This is a genomic window from Nocardioides sp. Z22_16 (genome assembly GCF_058134365.1).
In genome coordinates, this window is sequence record NZ_JBYTTI010000005.1 from 523,777 (window position 1) to 540,758 (window position 16,982).

At 73.5% G+C, this 16,982-nt stretch carries 12 protein-coding genes, 1 tRNA gene and 1 pseudogene; 5 read left to right on the plus strand and 9 right to left on the minus strand.

Features of this window, described 5'->3' with window-relative positions; all coding sequences use genetic code 11:
- Window positions 1–78 precede the first annotated feature (78 nt).
- Window positions 79–1,383, plus strand: a complete 1,305-nt coding sequence (locus tag AC3X7R_RS17670; protein WP_489966988.1) for a uracil-xanthine permease family protein — start codon at window positions 79–81, stop codon at window positions 1,381–1,383.
- Between the two features lie 35 nt (window positions 1,384–1,418).
- Here AC3X7R_RS17670 and AC3X7R_RS17675 read toward each other — a convergent pair whose 3' ends face one another.
- Genes AC3X7R_RS17675 through AC3X7R_RS17685 form a run of 3 tightly spaced genes read right to left on the minus strand, consistent with a single transcriptional unit; the run spans window position 1,419 to window position 4,068 of the window.
- The gene (locus tag AC3X7R_RS17675) at window positions 1,419–2,438 is read right to left on the minus strand and encodes a hypothetical protein (protein WP_489966989.1); all 1,020 of its coding nucleotides are present in this window, start codon (window positions 2,436–2,438) and stop codon (window positions 1,419–1,421) included.
- A 21-nt stretch (window positions 2,439–2,459) separates the two neighbouring features.
- Entirely contained in the window at window positions 2,460–3,338 is an 879-nt protein-coding gene (locus AC3X7R_RS17680; RefSeq protein ID WP_489966990.1) for an NAD(P)H-hydrate dehydratase, read from the minus strand.
- Window positions 3,325–4,068 carry a histidine phosphatase family protein gene (locus AC3X7R_RS17685; RefSeq protein ID WP_489966991.1) on the minus strand — a complete coding sequence of 248 codons (744 nt, stop codon included), beginning with the start codon at window positions 4,066–4,068 and terminating at the stop codon, window positions 3,325–3,327. The genes AC3X7R_RS17680 and AC3X7R_RS17685 overlap by 14 nt, the downstream gene beginning before the upstream one ends.
- Window positions 4,069–4,371: 303 nt before the next feature.
- Here AC3X7R_RS17685 and AC3X7R_RS17690 point away from each other — a divergent pair, with 303 nt between their 5' ends.
- Entirely contained in the window at window positions 4,372–5,835 is a 1,464-nt protein-coding gene (locus AC3X7R_RS17690) for a dicarboxylate/amino acid:cation symporter (RefSeq protein ID WP_489966992.1), read from the plus strand.
- Here the strand turns inward: AC3X7R_RS17690 and AC3X7R_RS17695 are convergent.
- The 6 genes and pseudogenes from AC3X7R_RS17695 to selD all read right to left on the minus strand — a co-directional run bounded on the left by AC3X7R_RS17695 (window position 5,825) and on the right by selD (window position 13,628).
- Window positions 5,825–7,117, minus strand: a complete 1,293-nt coding sequence (locus tag AC3X7R_RS17695) for an L-lactate MFS transporter (protein WP_489966993.1) — start codon at window positions 7,115–7,117, stop codon at window positions 5,825–5,827. The two genes, AC3X7R_RS17690 and AC3X7R_RS17695, sit on opposite strands and share 11 nt — an antisense overlap.
- A gap of 9 nt (window positions 7,118–7,126) precedes the next feature.
- Complete coding sequence (nrfD, locus tag AC3X7R_RS17700) at window positions 7,127–8,272, minus strand: NrfD/PsrC family molybdoenzyme membrane anchor subunit (protein WP_489966994.1); 1,146 nt, start codon at window positions 8,270–8,272, stop codon at window positions 7,127–7,129.
- Window positions 8,269–9,207 carry a 4Fe-4S dicluster domain-containing protein gene (locus AC3X7R_RS17705; RefSeq protein WP_489966995.1) on the minus strand — a complete coding sequence of 313 codons (939 nt, stop codon included), beginning with the start codon at window positions 9,205–9,207 and terminating at the stop codon, window positions 8,269–8,271. Before AC3X7R_RS17705 ends, nrfD begins: the two co-directional genes overlap by 4 nt.
- A gap of 29 nt (window positions 9,208–9,236) precedes the next feature.
- Window positions 9,237–11,990, minus strand: a pseudogene (gene fdh / locus AC3X7R_RS17710) (formate dehydrogenase); the annotation flags it as partial.
- A 12-nt stretch (window positions 11,991–12,002) separates the two neighbouring features.
- The gene (locus AC3X7R_RS17715) at window positions 12,003–12,563 is read right to left on the minus strand and encodes a hypothetical protein (protein ID WP_489966996.1); all 561 of its coding nucleotides are present in this window, start codon (window positions 12,561–12,563) and stop codon (window positions 12,003–12,005) included.
- 45 nt (window positions 12,564–12,608) lie between these two features.
- Complete coding sequence (selD, locus tag AC3X7R_RS17720) at window positions 12,609–13,628, minus strand: selenide, water dikinase SelD (RefSeq protein ID WP_489966997.1); 1,020 nt, start codon at window positions 13,626–13,628, stop codon at window positions 12,609–12,611.
- 64 nt (window positions 13,629–13,692) lie between these two features.
- Between selD and AC3X7R_RS17725 the strand changes: the two genes are divergently transcribed.
- The 3 genes from AC3X7R_RS17725 (at window position 13,693) to selB (ending at window position 16,972) form a co-directional block, all read left to right on the plus strand.
- A tRNA-Sec gene (locus AC3X7R_RS17725) sits at window positions 13,693–13,787 on the plus strand.
- 40 nt (window positions 13,788–13,827) lie between these two features.
- Entirely contained in the window at window positions 13,828–15,171 is a 1,344-nt protein-coding gene (gene selA, locus AC3X7R_RS17730) for an L-seryl-tRNA(Sec) selenium transferase (RefSeq protein ID WP_489966998.1), read from the plus strand.
- A 4-nt stretch (window positions 15,172–15,175) separates the two neighbouring features.
- Complete coding sequence (gene selB / locus AC3X7R_RS17735) at window positions 15,176–16,972, plus strand: selenocysteine-specific translation elongation factor (protein ID WP_489966999.1); 1,797 nt, start codon at window positions 15,176–15,178, stop codon at window positions 16,970–16,972.
- The last annotated feature ends 10 nt before the right edge of the window (window positions 16,973–16,982 follow it).

The window sequence follows — 16,982 nt, forward strand, 5'->3', positions numbered from 1 at the left end:
GGCGCCCGACCTCGGTAGAGTCCCGCTGGGTCGTGGGGGCGGCCGTCCGGTCCGGCACCAGCACACTCAGGAGACACCATGGCTTGGACCCTGCACGGCGACGGCCGCACCGTCGCTCCGGACGCGATCGTCCGGCCCGGCGAGCGGCTCACCTGGCCGCGGACCATCGGCTTCGGCGCCCAGCACGTGGTCGCGATGTTCGGCGCCACCTTCCTGGTCCCGCTGCTCACCGGCTTCCCGCCCAGCACCACCCTGCTCTTCTCCGGGATCGGCACGCTGCTCTTCCTCCTGCTGACGCGCAACCGGGTGCCGAGCTACCTGGGCTCCTCGTTCGCGTTCATCGCGCCGATCCAGGCCTCGATGGCCGACGGCGGCATGGGCGCCGCGCTCTTCGGCGTCATGGCCACCGGCCTTCTCCTGGCCGCCGTCGGCCTGGTGGTCAACGTGACCGGGACCCGGTGGATCAACGTGCTCATGCCGCCGGTGGTGACCGGCGCGATCGTCGCCCTCATCGGCTTCAACCTGGGCGGGGTCGCGACCGGGAACTTCCAGACGGCCCCGTGGATCGCCACCCTGACGCTGGCCACCATCGTGGTCGTCGCGGTGCTCTTCCACGGCATGGTCGCCCGCCTCTCGATCCTGATCGGGGTGGTGGTCGGCTACGTGGCGGCGGCGCTGAGCGGCCAGATCGACTTCGGCCCGGTCCGCGACGCCGAGCTGGTGGGCCTCCCCGAGCTGACCACCCCGGACGTGACCTGGTCGGTGGTGCCGATGTTCCTGCCCGTGGTGCTGGTGCTGATCGCCGAGAACGTCGGCCACGTCAAGAGCGTCGCCCACCTGGTCGGCGACGACAGCATCAACGACCGGACCGGCAACGCACTGCTGGCCGACGGCCTCGCGACCGCCCTGGCCGGCGCCGGCGGCGGCTCCGCGACGACGACGTACGGCGAGAACATCGGGGTGATGACCGCCACCCGGATCTTCTCGACCGCGGCCTACTGGGTGGCCGGCATCGCCGCGGTGCTGCTCAGCCTCTCGCCGAAGTTCGGGCAGCTGCTCAAGACCATCCCCGACGGGGTGCTCGGCGGCGTCACCGTGGCGCTCTACGGCCTGATCGGCCTGATCGGCGTCAAGATCTGGATCGACAACCAGGTCGACTTCGGTCGGGCCGTCAACCAGTACCCGGCCGCAGCCGCGCTGATCATCGGCATCGGGGACCTCACCCTCCACGCGGGCGAGATGACCTTCACCGGCATCGCCCTGGGCACGGTGGCCGCGGTGGTCCTCTACCACCTGATGGCCGCCCTGGAGCGGCTGCGCGAGGGGCGGGTGGACGACGGGACCGACGACCCCGAGGAGCCCGACGACCGCCGCTACGTCTGAGCCGCTGCCGTGGCGGCGCGTCCGGCCCGGCTCGCTCAGCGGCCCGGCCGCAGCCGGTACCTGCGCTCCCCCGCCTGCTCCAGGTCGTCGTAGGAGGCGATACCGCGACCCTGGACCTCGACGCACATGTGCCGGGTCAGCATGGTGACGACGGTGGCGTCGGCGAACCGGCTGCCCCGGCGGCGGACCTCGGCGAGGACGTCGTCGACGTGGACGAGGTCATGGCCGGTGCGCTCCACCAGCGACCGCACCGCCTCCAGCACCTCGGCCCTGGCGGTGCCCTGCGGTGACGGCGGAGCCACCACCGGCGTGCGCAGCAGTGGCTGCCCGGACGTGCGGGCGACGTGGCCCTGCCGCCGCTCCGGCGCGGTGGTGGGCACGACCCGGGGACGGTCGGTCGAGGACGCGCCCGCGGTGGCCAGGGGCGTCGAGACGTCGAGGGCGTAGAGGGCCAGCTCGGCGGCGACGGGCCAGACGCCCGCGCAGGCGACCACCAGGGGCAGGTGCCAGCGCCCGCCGGTCAGCGCCCGTCCCGCCCCCGGCGGCAGGTCGTCCAGCGTGGCCCGGTCCAGCAGCACCCGCACGCCCGGGCGGCTCGGCCAGGTCAGGCCACGACGGGTGGCCGCGCTCTCCAGGTGGCCCATGCGCTCACCGGCCATGACCTGGACCACCCACCGCCGGCGCGCCGGGACCGCCCCGATCCGGAGCAGGTCGCGCACCAGCACCCCCATCGCGTGGGTGTCCTGGCCCTCCGCGTCCCACGGCAGCCTCAGGTCGACGACCGTGCCTCCCGGGCCGTCGACCAGGAGGTCGGCGATCGGTGCGCTCGGGGCCGTGGTGCCGCGGGCGGGGAGGTCGAGCGCCATCCGGGAGGGCACGACCCCGGCCCCCTGCAGGGCGAGGACGGTGGCCAACCGGACGGTGTCCCGGGTGACCAGGTGCCCGCGGCCCGCGGCCAGGTGACCGCCCAGCGTGGTCGCCACCCGGCTCCACACCAGGGGCCAGTCCGGCCCGGTGTCCGGCTCCGTGTCCGGCCCGGTGTCCGGCTCGCCCATCCCGTTCCCCTCCCAGGCCGCTCAGTCCAGCTCCTCGAGGAGCCCCGGCACCTCCCCCGGCAGCTCTCGCGCGAGGAAGCCTACGGCGCCGACGGCCTCGGCGAGGCGTTCTCCGGCCCTGGCGTGCAGGTGCGCCCCCCACACCGCAGCCAGCCACGGGGCCGCGCCGCGGGCGAGGAGGCCGCAGACGATCCCGGCCTGGACGTCGCCCGAGCCGGAGACGCCGAGCCCGGGCCCCCCGCCGGGGACGACCCAGACGTCCAGCTCCGGGGTGACCACGTGCTTGTCGGTGCCGCCGCACAGGACCACGACACGGGAGTCCCGGGCCACCTGGCACGCCGCCGGCACCGGGTCGGCGGCGACCTCCTCCTCGTCCCGGCCGGAGGTGAGGGCCAGCTCCGTCGGGTTCACCGTGAGCACCGCCCGCCCGTCGAGGTGGTGGAGACCGTCCTGGTGCCGGGTCAGGAAGGAGGAGCCCAGCGCATCGAGCACCACCGGCCCCCGCAGCCGCGGCGCCAGCCGCTCGAGCAGGGAGATGGCCGCCTCCACGTCGCCGGCGCCGGTGCCCAGCAGGACGGCGTCGCACCCGTCGGCCAGCTCGGCGATCCGGGAGGCGGCGACGGGCGCGATCTCGCCGTCGAGCTCCGGGAGCCCCCACACTCCTCCCTCAGGCGCCGCGACCGCGACCGCGACCGCGGTGCTCGCGACGGTGCCGATCTGCAGCTTCCCCGCGCCGGCGCGCAGCGCGCCCTCGCCCGCGAGCAGCGCCGCCCCCGGGGTGGCCGCGCTCCCGCCCACCACGAGCACCTGGCCGCGTGCCTGCTTGTCGTCGCCGGGGGCGGGGAGCGGATGGTCCCGCAGCACCGCGGGGGTCACCGGCCGCGGCTCACCCGGTGCCATCGCCGCGCCCTGCCTGGGAGGGCTCGCGGGTCACGCCGGCCTCCGGGGCGGCGTCCACGGCTCCGGTGTCGGCGAACGTGAGGAGCTCGAGCAGGTCGCCCTCCCGTCGGTAGCGGGTCATCGAGGCGTTCGGGATCTGCACCCGGCGGTCGATCTCGAGCAGGTCCTCCTCGGAGATCCCCTCCAGCACGTAGCGGAAGGTCATGATCACCGCCTGGTGGGTGAAGAGCCACAGGTTCGCGCCGTCGTACCCGTCGCGAAGGTCGTGGAGGAGGCTGCGCACCCGCAGCGCCACGTCCGCCCAGCTCTCGCCGCTGGGGGGCTGGTAGTAGAACTTGCCCAGCTTGTCGCGGCGCTCGGTCTCCTCGGGGTGCCGCGCGCGGATGCCCTTGCCGGTCATCCCGTCGAAGAGACCGAGGTCCCGCTCCCGCAGCCGCTCGTCCAGGACCACCTCGATCCCCGTCCCCTCCAGGCTCAGGCGCGCCGTCTCGGCGGCCCGCCGGTAGGGCGAGCTGATCGCCACCGTGGGCAGCCCCTCGTCCCCCTGCGCGCGCAGCCACCTGGCCAGGGCCCCCGCCTGCTGCTCCCCGTCGTCGGAGAGCGCGACGTCGGCGTCGCGGATCTCGAGGTCGAGCAGCTCGGCCCCTGACTCGCGGGCCCGCTGGTCGGCGAGGTTCCCGACACTGTGCCCGTGCCTCACCAGGGTCAGCTCCGCCGGTCCGCCCGGCATCCGTGGTCGCATTCGTCCTCCCGTCGTTGCCAGCGTGAGTACCCCGGTGCCGCAGGCCCATGTACGCCGGCGGGGAATGGAGCCGGCCGCGGGCCGGTTGAGGCTTCCATGTGCACCCGGACCAACGCCGAGGGAGAGCTGCTGACGCGGCGCCTCTTCATCGACCTCGTCCGCACCCAGAGCACCCGCTGTCGCTGACCTCGTGACGCGCCCCCCGGCTCAGCCCGTGGCGCCTCCAGCCGCCCGCCCGCTCCCCGGTCGACGTGCCCGCCCGCACCGCGCCGTCCCAGAAAGGTCATCTCGATGAGCTCAACCCCCCGTGTCCCCACCACGACCCCGGAGAGTCAGGAGAAGCCGCGACGACGGTGGCTGCCGTCCTTCGGCACCCAGGTCCTGATCGGCCTCGTCCTCGGCGTCGTGCTGGGCCTCGTCGCCCGGTCGATGGGCCCGGACTCCGTCGACGCCGCGGGCGTCGCGGACCCCAACTGGCTGACCGAGACGCTGACCCAGGTGGGCGGCATCTTCGTCACCCTGCTGCGCGCCATCGTCCCGGCCCTGGTCTTCCTGGCCATCGTGGCCTCGATCGCCAACCTGCGCGACGTCACCGGCGCGGCCCGGCTGGCCTGGAAGACGCTGGCCTGGTTCGCCGGCACCGCCCTGGCCGCGGTGGGCATCGGCATCGCCCTGGGGCTGCTCCTGGAGCCGGGGCGCAACACCTCGGTCTCCGCCGCCGCCGCCGCGGAGCCCTCCACCACCGGCTCCTGGCTGGACTTCCTCAACGGCCTGGTGCCCGCCAACTTCCTCGGCCTCCAGGCCAGCGCGGGCGACGACGGCAGCGTGAGCCTCTCCTTCAACGTGCTGCAGATCCTGGTGACCGCGATCGCCGTGGGCATCGCGACGCTCAAGGTCGGGCCCGCGGCCGACCCGTTCCTCGGCTTCGTCCGCTCCGCGCTCGCGGTGGTGCAGAAGGTGCTGTGGTGGGTCATCCTGCTCGCTCCGGTCGCGACCGTCGGCCTGCTCGGCAAGGCGGTCGCCACCTACGGCTGGGACGCGCTGGGCTCCCTGGGCACGTTCACGCTGGCGATCTACCTGGGTCTCGCCCTGGTGCTCTTCGTCGTCTACCCGGTGCTGCTGCGCGTCAACGGACTCTCGGTGCGCCAGTTCTTCTCCGGCGCCTGGCCGGCGATCTCGCTGGGCTTCGTCTCCCGCTCCTCGGTGGGCACCATGCCGGTCACCCAGGCGGTGACGGAGCGCAACCTGGGCGTCCCGCGTGCCTACAGCGCCTTCGCGGTGCCGCTCGGGGCGACCACCAAGATGGACGGGTGCGCCTCGATCTACCCCGCGATCGCCGCCATCTTCGTGGCCCAGTTCTTCGGCGTCGACCTGGCGCTGACCGACTACCTGCTGATCGCCTTCGTCTCGGTGATCGGCTCCGCGGCCACCGCCGGGGTCACCGGGGCCACCGTGATGCTGACCCTGACGCTCTCCACCCTCGGTCTCCCCCTCGAGGGCGTGGGTCTGCTGCTGGCGATCGACCCCATCCTCGACATGGGTCGCACCGCGACCAACGTGGCCGGCCAGGCGCTGGTGCCGACGCTGGTCGCCAAGCGCGAGGGGATCCTCGACCTCGAGGCCTACACCGCCAGCCGCGAGGGCAGGGCGTGGCGCGACGAGGAGGTCGACCTGGCCCCGCCCTCCCCGTCCACCACCGGCGGGCAGGACGACGCCGACGACAGCTCCCGGCAGGAGCGGCCGGTCAGCGCCTGACCGGCTCGGAGCCGCCGGCCGCGGTGGGGCGTCCCTCGGGCACCTTGGTGACCAGGGTGAGCGCCACCGCGGCCAGCGCCACGACCCCGATCGTGGTGTAGGCCGTGGTGTAGGCCAGGTCGTCACCGATCAGGGCGGAGGCCAGCAGCGGCCCGCACACGCCGCCGATGCTCCAGCCGATCAGCATCAGGCCGTAGATCGCGCCGGCGTTCCGGACGCCGAAGAAGTCGCCCGCCGTGGCCGGCATCGTCCCGAAGGCACCGCCGTAGCAGAGGTAGATCACCGCGGCCAGCACGAAGAAGAGGGCGGCGTTCTCCGCGTGCGGGATGGCGATGAGGCACAGGCCCGAGAGTCCCAACATCGCCGCGAACGACTTCATCCGCCCGACCTTGTCCGACGCCGCGGCCCACACGATGCGGCCCGCTCCGTTGAAGATCGCCAGCACCCCGACCACGGTGGCCGCTGCCGAGGCGGAGTAGCCCGCGATGTCCGAGGCGCTCGAGGCCGCCTGCGAGATCAGGGAGATCCCGGCCGCGACGTTGAGCGTGAGGATGGCGGTCAGCAGGTACCACTGCGGGGTGCGCAGCGCCTCGCCCTGCGTGTAGTCGTGCACCTGTCGCGCGGCGGCACCCGACGTGGTCGCCGACTGCCCGCCGACGGTGTAGCCCTCGGGCGGGTTCTTGAAGAGCGAGGCCCCCAGCACCGACATCACCAGGTAGGCGATCCCCAGCGGGATGAACGCCTTGGTGGGCACGTCCGGGTCGCGGTCGATGAGCCAGTTGGCCACCGGCGAGGTGAGCACCGCACCGAAGCCGAAGCCACCCACGGCCAGCCCGGTGATCAGTCCGCGCTTGTCCGGGAACCACTTCTGCAGCATCGCGATCGGCACGATGTAGGCGACCCCGAGACCGAAGCCGCCGATCACCCCGTAGCCCAGGACGACCAGCCAGAAGGTGTCGGCGTCCCGCGCGAAGCCGGCCAGCAGCACCCCGAGGCCGTAGATCACCCCGCCCGCCATCGCCACGATGCGCGGTCCGCGACGGTCCTGGATCCGCCCGCCGATGTAGGTGCCGACGAAGATCATCCCGATGGTGACCTCGAAGGGGATCGCCGCCTGCACGGCGGTCAGCTCGAAGGGGTCGGCCTCCTGGAGCGCCTTGGCGAAGACGCTCCAGGCGTAGACGGCGCCGATGGAGAACTGCAGGAGCAGTCCTGCGGCGACGAGCAGCCACCGGTTGGTGGACGGAGTGGTGCTGGTGCTGTCTGGCTCCGTGCTGGTCATCGCGACACCTCACTCCTCGAAACGGACAGGTCCCTCATGCTGCAGCCGCTCCCGTTGCGGGACGACGGTGTACTTCGGGTCGTGTGCGGAGGCGATGCCCGCCTCGAAGACGCCGAACCGGGTGCATGCCGACCCGGCCATCAGCGCCGCCCCGGAGACCACACCGAGCGCCCGGCTGCGCCCGCTCAGGGCCGCACCCACTCCGCCCGCCGCGGTGAGCACCTTCGCGGCCCTCATCAGGCGACCGGCCCTCCCCTGGTGCAGCGGCTCGGCGGTGATGCCCATGGACTGCTCCATCCGGTGCTCGGCCACCAGCTCGAGCACCGCACCGCCCACCGCCAGTCGTCGGACCGGCCCGGTCTCGTGAGGGGGCGCACCGATCAGCCCCAGCCCGGCCGAGGCGGCGGCGGCCGAGCCGACGAAGACGAACGGGAGCTCCTGGTAGGAGGCGTGCCACGACGGGGTGGCGGTGTCGGAGAGCAGCACGGCGGTGTAGGCGGCCAACGGCGGCCCGAAGAGGGCGGCCCAGAGGCCGGCGGGCCGGTCGGCGAAGGAGGCCAGCCGCGACGCGGTCCCCAGCACCCCGCGGCGACGGCTCGCCGGCAGCAGGTCGAGGAGCTCGGCGATCCCGGCGATCCCGGCGCCCGGGGCGTAGCCGGTGAGGATCCAGGTGCCCACCGACATCGGCGAGGTCAGCTTGGCCACCCTGAGCATGTTGACGAAGCGCGACGGCTTGCCCAGGTCGTGGACGAGGGCGGCCCCGGAGAAGACCAGCGCGCCCAGGGCCCCGAGCCGGGCCGTCCTGCGCAGGTGGGGACGGCCGGTCAGGTCGGCGCCGGCCGCCACGAGCGCGGACCCGGCGGCCAGGCCGCCGGTGAAGAGGTAGGCCGGGATGTCGGCCTCCCACGGCGCGGCCTTGACGATCGGCCGCCCGTAGTAGGAGGTGAAGTCGGCGTCCGGGACGACCTGCTCGACGCCCGGGCCGTGCTTGCGTCGGCCGCCGGGGCGCCGCGGCCGGCGCCCACCGGCCGACCCGATCACCGCGGTGGTCTGTCGTTCGTTGTCGGGGTGGGCGCCCTCGGGCCCGGTCATCGAGTGCCGGCCCGGCGCGGCGCCTCCCTCGCGCTCCCCCTGTCCGCGCGGTCCGCCGTTCACGGCCGTCTCCCCACGAAGGCGATCGCGGCCCCGACCAGGAGCGTCGCGGCGGCGGCGGAGGCACGGCGGAACATGTGGGGCAGGTCGGCGGTCGTCACCACCGGGTCGGGTGGCAGACCGTAGACCTCCGGCTCGTCGAGCAGCAGGAAGATGGAGCCCGTCCCGCCGACCCCGTCGTGCGGGTCGTTGCCGTAGAGACTGGCGTCCATGATGCCGGCCTCGTGGAGCTGGGCGACCCGGGCGCTCGCCCGCTCACGCAGCTCCTCGACGTCGCCGAACTGGATCGACTGGGTGGGGCACGCCTGGGCGCAGGCGGGAGTCTGTCCGGCCCCCAGACGGTCGTAGCACAGGGTGCACTTCTGGGCGATCCCGACGTTCTTGGCGCCCTCCGGGCCCTTGCGGCGGTCGATCACGCCGTACGGGCACGCGGGCACGCAGTAGCCGCAGCCGTTGCAGATGTCGTCCTGCACGACCACGGTGCCGAACTCGCTGCGGAAGAGCGACCCGGTCGGGCAGACGTCGAGGCACGCGGCATGGGTGCAGTGCTTGCAGACGTCGGAGGACATCAGCCACCGGAAGTCGGGCTTCTCGCCGTCCTCGGTCTCCTGCTGGTCCGCCACGGCGCCGGCGGTGTCGGTGGGACGGACCGTCGGCATCCCCAGGTCCGCCACCTCGACCGGGCGCAGCCCCGGGTCCTGCGAGCCCAGTCGCTTCGGCTGCTCGATGAACGCCACGTGGCGCCACTGGTTGGCGTTGAGCGAGTGGCTGTTGTCGTAGGAGCTCGCCGTCATGTCGAAGTGGTCGGCCGGGACGTCGTTCCACTCCTTGCAGGCGACCTCGCAGGCCTTGCACCCGATGCAGATGCTGGTGTCGGTGAAGAACCCCTTCCGGTGCGGGTGGTCCCCGGCGTACCCGGCGTTCGCCGTGGGGTTCACCGGCCCGGACAGACTGTTCGTGCCGCCGATCACTGGTCTTCTCCACTCACGTCGTCGCCTCCGTCGGGCCTGGGTGTCTCGTCTCCGGAGTCGTCCTCGAACGCCCCTGGCCCCGTGGTGACGATGGGGCGCATCAGGTCGTGGTCGACGCCGGCCCTTCGCTGGTAGTCGGCCACGAAGGCAGTCAGGTCGCGTCCGGTGGGCCGCCGGCCCGCCTGCACGTCGCAGGTGCCGACCTTGGACTCCTGGATCAGGACGTTGGGGTCGAGCGAGATCCCGAAGAGGTCGTTGGCCGAGTCACCGGTGACAATGCCGCCCTGGCCCCAGTGGTACGGCAGCCAGACCTGGTGGACGATCCGGTTCTCCACCCGCAGGGGGCTGAGTCGGTCGGTCACCATGACCCGGGCCTCGATCGCGGCGCGCGCGGTGACGATCGTCGCCCATCCGCCGTTCTCGAGGCCGCGCTCGGCGGCCAGCTCGGGCGAGACCTCCACGAACATCTCCGGCTGCAGCTCGGCCAGCCGGGCGACGTAGCGGCTCATCCCGCCGGCCGTGTGGTGCTCGGTGAGCCGGCTGGTGGTGAAGACGAACGGGAAGACCTGCGAGTGCTCCTCCGGCGGGCTCGGGTTCATCCGGTTGTTGGACCGGACGTACTCCTTGCGCGTCGGGTTGGCCTGCTGGCCGTAGACCGGGTTGGCGAAGGGCGACTCCACCGGCTCGTAGTGGGTGGGCATGGGGCCGTCGAGCAGCCCGGTCGGCACGTAGAGCGCGCCCTTCCCGTCGCCCTGCATGATGAACGGGTCGACCCCGGAGATCCCGGCCACCCCTTCGTCGTCGGGGCCGGGACGGTAGGAGGGCGGCTTGCCCTTCTCGAAGTCGGGCACGTCGTGGCCGGTCCACTCCCCGGCGTCCTCGTCCCACCACACGTAGGCCTTGCGCTCGCTCCAGGGCCTCCCCTCGGGGTCGGCGGAGGCACGGTTGTAGAGGGTGCGGCGGTTCGCCGGCCACGCCCAGCCCCACTCCGGGGCGACCCAGGACTGCTCGCTGCCCGGCTTGCGCCGGGCCGCCTGGTTGACCCCGTCCTTGTAGACGCCGGTGTAGATCCAGCACCCACCGAGGGTGGAGCCGTCCGCCTTCATCTCCAGGAACGTCGAGAGCGGGCGGCCGGTGGCCACCTCGTAGCCGTTGACCTCCTTGAGCACCGCCTCGGCGCTGGGCTCGCCCCAGACCGATCCGGGCTCGCCGTGGGTCGGGTAGTCCCAGGCCAGGTCCAGGACCGGCCGGTCGCGCTCGTCGGTGGAGCCGGCCAGGCGCTCACGGACCATCCGGCCGAGGTGGTAGAAGAACCACAGCTCGGAGCGGCAGTCGCCCGGCGGATCGACCGCCTTCTCGCGCCACTGGAGCATCCGCTGGGTCTGGGTGAAGGTGCCCTCCTTCTCCACGTGGGAGGCGGCGGGGACGAGGAAGACCTCGGTCGCGCACTCCTCCGTCACGATCTCGCCGGTGGCCACCTCGGGTGAGTCCTTCCAGAAGGTGGCGCTCTCGATCTCGAAGAGGTCGCGCACCACCAGCCAGTCGAGGTTGGCCATCCCCAGGCGTTGGGCCTTGCCGTGGGCGGAGCCCACCGCCGGGTTCTGCCCGAGCAGGAAGTAGCCCTTGACCTTGCCGTCGATCATGTCCAGCACGGTGCGATAGGTGCCGTGGTCGCCGGAGATCCTGGGCAGGTAGTCGAAGCAGAAGTCGTTCTCCGGAGTCGCCGCCTCGCCCCAGTAGGCCTTCAGCAGGTTGATGCCGTAGGCGTCGGCCTTCCCCCAGAACCCCTTGGCTCCCGGCTGCCGGACCGAGTCGAGCCACTTGTCGAGCGACGTGTGCTCCTCGGCGTTGGGCATCGGCAGGTATCCGGGCAGCAGGTTGAACAGGGTCGGGATGTCGGTCGATCCCTGGATGCTGGCGTGGCCGCGCAGCGCCATGATCCCGCCTCCGGGACGCCCCATGTTGCCCAGCAGCAGCTGGAGGATCGCCCCGGTGCGGATGTACTGCACGCCGACCGAGTGCTGCGTCCAGCCCACGCTGTAGACCAGCGCGGTCGTCCGGTCCCGCCCCGAGTTCTCCGTCCAGGCGCGACAGACCTCGAGGAACGCCTCCTCGCTGACGCCGCAGGTGCGCGAGACCATCTCGGGGGTGTAGCGAGCGTAGTGCCGCTTGAGGATCTGGTAGACGCAGTTCGGGTCCTGCAGGGTCTCGTCGCGGGGCGGCTCCCCCCGCACCTGCATGCCGTGCGTCTCGTGCTGCATCGCACTGGCGGTCTCGCGCTGCATCGCCTCGTCGTCGCCGGCGACGTCGCCCTCCTGGGTGGCGTACTGCCACGACTGGGTGTCGTAGGTGCGCGTCTCCGGGTCGAAGCCGGAGAAGAGCCCGTCCAGGTCCTCGGTGTCGCGGAACTGCTCGCTGACGATGGTGGCCGCGTTGGTGTAGCTCACCACGTAGTCACGGAAGTCCAGCTCGTTGCTCAGGACGTAGTTGACGATGCCACCGAGGAACGCGATGTCGGAGCCGACCCGCAGCGGCACGAACGTGTCCGCCAGCGCGCTGGTCCGCGTGAAGCGCGGGTCGACGTGGATCACCTTGGCACCGCGTGCCTTGGCCTCCACGACCCACTGGAAGCCCACCGGGTGCGCCTCGGCCATGTTGGAACCCTGGATGATGATGCAGTCGGAGTTCGCAAGGTCCTGGAGGAACCCGGTGGCGCCGCCGCGCCCGAAGCTGGTCCCCAGACCGGGGACGGTGGCGGAGTGTCAAATACGCGCCTGGTTCTCGATCTGGATGGCACCCATCGCGGTGAACAGCTTCTTGATGAGGTAGTTCTCCTCGTTGTCGAGCGTGGCGCCGCCGAGGCTCGCGATGCCCATGGTGCGACGGACCCGACGGTCCTGCTCGTCCTGCTCCTGCCAGAAGTCGCGCCGGGTCTTGACGACCCGGTCGGCGATCATCTCCATCGCGGTCTCGAGCTCGAGGTCCTCCCACTCGGTGCCGTAGGGGCGCCGGTAGCGGACCTTGGTCTGCCGCAGCGGACTGGTGACGAGGTTCTTGCTGGCCGACCCCTTGGGGCACAGCCGCCCCCGCGAGATCGGGCTGTCGGGGTCACCCTCGATCTGGGTGACCTCGCCGTCCTTGACGAAGACCTTCTGGCCGCACCCCACGGCGCAGTACGGGCAGACGCTGCGGGCCACGCTGTCGGCCGTCGTGGTGCGGGAGGTGATCTCCTCGGTGTGCTGGGAGCGCACGGCCGTGCCCCGGCCGAGCACGTCGTTGCCGCGCAGCTGGCGCACCAGCGGCCAGTCAAGGAACGTCTTCACGATGTGGCCCTCCTCACTGGACGCGCTGTACCCACTATGCGCCGATCACGCACGAATGACCACCGGCGACTTTCCGGCGGGCACGAGCTCCCCGACCACCGGGTGGCCGGGGAGCTCCCCCGCGACCAGCAGACCGCCCGAGGTCTGGGCGTCGGCGAGCAGCACCATCTCGTCCTCGCCCACCCCCGAGTCCAGGTGGGGCCGCACCCAGTCGAGGTTGCGTCGGCTGCCCCCGGGCACGTAGCCCGCGGCGTAGGACTCCCGCACCCCGTCGAGGTAGGGCACGGCAGCGCTCTCCACCACCGCGGTCACCCCGCTGGCCCGCGCCATCTTGTAGAGGTGGCCGAGCAGGCCGAAGCCGGTCACGTCGGTGGCGGCGGTGATCCCGGCGGCCAGCGCGGCCCGCGAGGCGTCGCGGTTGAGGGCGGTCATGGTGGCGATCGCCTCCTCGAACCGCTCGCCGGTCGCCTTGTGCCGGTTGTTGAGCACGCCCAGCCCGAGCGGCTTGGTCAGGGTGATCGGCGTCCCCGCCACCGCGGCGTCGTTGCGCAGCAGCCGGTCCGCCTGCCCGAGGCCGCTGACCGCGAGGCCGTACTTCGGCTCCGGGTCGTCGATGCTGTGCCCGCCGGCCAGGTGACAGCCCGCCTCGAGGCAGATGTCGGCACCCCCGCGCAGCACCTCGCGGGCGAGCTCGAAGGGCACCCTGTCCCGGGGCCAGGCGAGCAGGTTGACGGCGAGGACCGGCTCGCCGCCCATCGCGTAGACGTCGGAGAGGGCGTTGGCGGCGGCGATCCGGCCCCAGTCGTAGGGGTCGTCGACCACGGGGGTGAAGAAGTCGGCGGTGGCGATCAGCGCCTGGCCGCCGGCGAGTCTCACCGCGGCCCCGTCGTCGCCGTTCTCCAGGCCCACGAGGAGGTCGCCCGTCGTCCCCGTGCCGCCGTCGACAGGGGCCCTCCCGCCGGGCAGACCGGCCAGCACCCGCTCCAGCTCACCGGGCGGCACCTTGCAGGCACAGCCGCCCCCGGACGCGAACTGAGTGAGCCGGACCGCCGGGGCGCTGGTCATGGGCACGAGCCTAACGGCGCCCGGTCCAGACCGCAGCCCCCTAGAGTGGGGGGCGACGTTGCAGGGAGGCGTTTCTCGTCTGGTGACGGGCACGGTCCTCAAAACCGTAGGGGCCCAGTACCTGGGTCCGGCGGGTTCGATTCCCGTCCGCCTCCGCCACGTCACGTGACGACCTGCGGCCGAGCTCGGGAGGACCAAGGTGCTGGACCCCCGTCGCTCGGTTCCGCGCACCGACACCCTGCTGGCCGACCCGGCGCTGCGCACCGCGGCCGCCCGGCTCGGCGACCAGCTGGTGAGGGAGGCCGTGGTCGCGGCCCAGCAGCGGTGCCGGACCGGCGAGATCGCCCCGGACCAGGTGCTGGCGGAGGCGCTCGCCACCCTCCCCGCCCGGGTGACCTCGCTGCGCCGGGTGCTCAACGCGACCGGGGTGGTGGTCCACACCAACCTCGGCCGCGCCCCGCTCTCGTCCGCTGCCGTCGAGGCGCTCGAGGTGGCGGCCGGCGCCACCGACGTCGAGCTCGACCTCGCCACCGGACGCCGGGGACGGCGGGGTCGTGCGGCCATGGCCGCCCTGGCGGCAGCCGTCCCCGAGGCCGGGGCCGTGCACGTGGTCAACAACGGCGCGGCCGCGCTGGCCCTGGTGGCCTCTGCCCTGACCGAGGCCGGGCACGGAGCCCGCACCGAGGTGGTGATCGCCCGCGGCGAGCTGGTCGAGATCGGCGACGGCTTCCGGATCCCCGAGCTGCTCGAGTCGGTCGGAGCCAGGCTGCGGGAGGTCGGGACGACCAACCGGGTACGGCTCGACGACTACCGCGCGGCCGTGGGCGGGCGGACCGCCTTCGTGCTCAAGGTGCACCCCTCCAACTTCGTGGTCTCCGGCTTCACCTCCGCCGTCGGCGTGCGCGAGCTCGCCGGGCTCACCGGACCGCACGGCCCGGTCGACGTCGTCGCCGACATCGGCTCCGGGCTGCTGGTCCCCCACCCCCGTCTCCCCGCGGAGCCGAGCGCCTCGGCAGCGCTGGCCGCGGGCGCCGCCCTGGTCACGGCCTCCGGCGACAAGCTCCTCGGCGGGCCCCAGTGCGGCCTGCTGCTGGGCCGGGCCGAGCTCGTCGAGACGCTGCGGCGTCACCCGTTCGCGCGGGCGCTGCGCGTCGACAAGCTCACCCTGGCAGCACTCGAAGCCACCCTCGTCGGCCCGGCGACCCCGGTGGCCCGGGCGCTCGCGGCCACGCCGGAGACGCTGCGGGCCCGAGCCGAGCGGATCCGCGGGCTCCTCGGCGACGCGGTCGAGGTCCGGGTCGTCGACACGGTGGCGGCCGTGGGTGGCGGCGGTGCCCCTGAGGTCCCCCTGGCCAGCGCGGGCCTCGCCCTGCCCGCGGCCCTGGGCGAGCGGTTGCGGGCCGATCCGGAGCTGCCGGTCGTCGGCCGCGTCGAGCGGGGGGCGCTCCTCCTCGACCTGGTCGCCGTCGCCCCCGAGGACGACGACGCCCTGGTCGAGGCGGTACGGCGGGCCTGCCTGCCCGACGCGGGCCGGGAGGAGTGAGGGCGTGCACGTCATCGCGACCGCCGGGCACGTCGACCACGGCAAGTCCACGCTGGTCGACGCCCTGACCGGCATGCGCTCCGACCGGCTCGAGGAGGAGCGCCGGCGCGGGCTCTCGATCGAGCTGGGCTACACATGGACCTCCCTGCCGGGCACCGGCGAGGTCGCCTTCGTCGACGTCCCCGGGCACGAACGGTTCATCTCCACCATGCTGGCCGGCATCGGACCGGTCCCGGCGGTCCTCCTCGTGGTCGCCGCCGACGACCCGTGGATGCCGCAGGCGGCCGAGCACCTCGCCGCCCTGCACGCGCTGGGGGTCCGGCACGGGGTGGTCGCGGTGACCCGCTCGGACCTCGCCGACCCGGCGCCGGCGGCGGCCCGCGCCGCGGCGGAGGTCTCGCGGACCTCGCTGCGCGGCGCTCCGGTGATCACGGTCTCGGCCCGCACCGGAGACGGGATGGCGGAGCTCAGGGCAGCCCTCGGCGCCATGGTCTCGAGCCTGCCGGTCCCGGACCCCGCCGCCGACGTGCGGCTCTGGATCGATCGCCGGTTCACCGTGAAGGGCGCCGGCACCGTGGTCACCGGGACCCTGCCCGCGGGCCGGGTGGCGCGGGGCGACGAGCTGGCCGTGGGGTCCAGGACGGTCCGGGTGCGGGGCGTCCAGGCGCTCGGTCGTCCGGTCGACGCGGCGACCGGGGTCGCCCGGGTGGCCTTGAACCTCACCGGGGACGAGCTGGCCCTCCTCGACCGTGGCGACGCCCTGGTCACCCCGGGCGCGTGGCACTCGTGCGAGGTCGCCGACGTCCGGGTCAGCGGCCCCGAGACGCGCCTGGCGACCCACCTGCAGCTGCACGTGGGGGCGGCCTCGGTGCAGGTCCGGGTGCGGCCGCTCGCGGCCGATCTGGTGCGGCTGACCCTCGAGCGGTCCCTCCCGTTGCGGGTCGGCGACCGTGCGCTCCTGCGCGAGCCGGGCAGCCGCGCCGTGTGGGGCGTCCGCGTGCTCGACCCCGCACCTCCCGAGCTGCGGCGCCGCGGCGCCGCCGCGGCCCGGGCCAAGGTGCTCGCGACCGACTCCGGAGAGCCGGACCTGAGCTCCGAGATCGGCAGGCGCCAGCTCGTCGACCGGCTGTTCCTGCGCCGGATCGGGGTGCCCGCCTCCGACCCGGGCGCCGCCGCCCTGCGGGCGGGTGACTGGTGGCTGGCCTCCGACCTGGTCGAGGAGATCCGCATGGAGGTCTCCCGTCTGGTCGCCGAGCACGACGCACAGCACCCGCTGGACCGCGGGGTGCCGCTGGTCGCCCTGGCCGAGCGCCTCGCTCTGCCCTCCCCCGACCTGGTGAGCGCCGTGCTGGCCGCCACGTCGGGCGAGCCGGACCCCGGGACCGGTCGGTCCGCCGGGGCGCTGGTGGTCCGCGACGGGCGGGTGCTCACCCCCGGTGACGACAGCGCGCTGCCACCCCCGGTGGAGACGGCCGTCCGAGCCCTCGAGGCCGACCTGCTGGACCAGCCGTTCGCGGCCCCGACGGCCGACCGGCTCGCCGAGCTGGGCCTCGACCCCCGACGGACGGCCGCGGCCGCGAAGGCCGGACGGGTGCTGCGCGTCGCTCCCGGGATCGTGCTGCTCCCCGGAGCCGACGTGATGGCCGCCGAGTGGCTGGCCGAGCTGCCCCAGCCCTTCACCACCAGCGAGGCGCGCCGGCGGCTGGGGACGACGCGACGGGTGGTCCTCCCCCTGCTGGAGCTGCTGGACCACCAGGGCCTGACCCGTCGTCTTCCCGACGACCGCCGCGAGATCGGCTGACCGGGGGCGC

What these genes read in the sequence shown, in the direction of transcription:
- AC3X7R_RS17670 (WP_489966988.1), top strand. Translation starts at nt 79, where the DNA reads ATGGCTTGGACCCTGCACGGCGACGGCCGCACCGTCGCTCCGGACGCG.
- AC3X7R_RS17675 (WP_489966989.1), bottom strand. Translation starts at nt 2,438, where the DNA reads ATGGGCGAGCCGGACACCGGGCCGGACACGGAGCCGGACACCGGGCCG.
- AC3X7R_RS17680 (WP_489966990.1), bottom strand. Translation starts at nt 3,338, where the DNA reads ATGGCACCGGGTGAGCCGCGGCCGGTGACCCCCGCGGTGCTGCGGGAC.
- AC3X7R_RS17685 (WP_489966991.1), bottom strand. Translation starts at nt 4,068, where the DNA reads ATGCCGGGCGGACCGGCGGAGCTGACCCTGGTGAGGCACGGGCACAGT.
- AC3X7R_RS17690 (WP_489966992.1), top strand. Translation starts at nt 4,372, where the DNA reads ATGAGCTCAACCCCCCGTGTCCCCACCACGACCCCGGAGAGTCAGGAG.
- AC3X7R_RS17695 (WP_489966993.1), bottom strand. Translation starts at nt 7,117, where the DNA reads ATGACCAGCACGGAGCCAGACAGCACCAGCACCACTCCGTCCACCAAC.
- selD (WP_489966997.1), bottom strand. Translation starts at nt 13,628, where the DNA reads ATGACCAGCGCCCCGGCGGTCCGGCTCACTCAGTTCGCGTCCGGGGGC.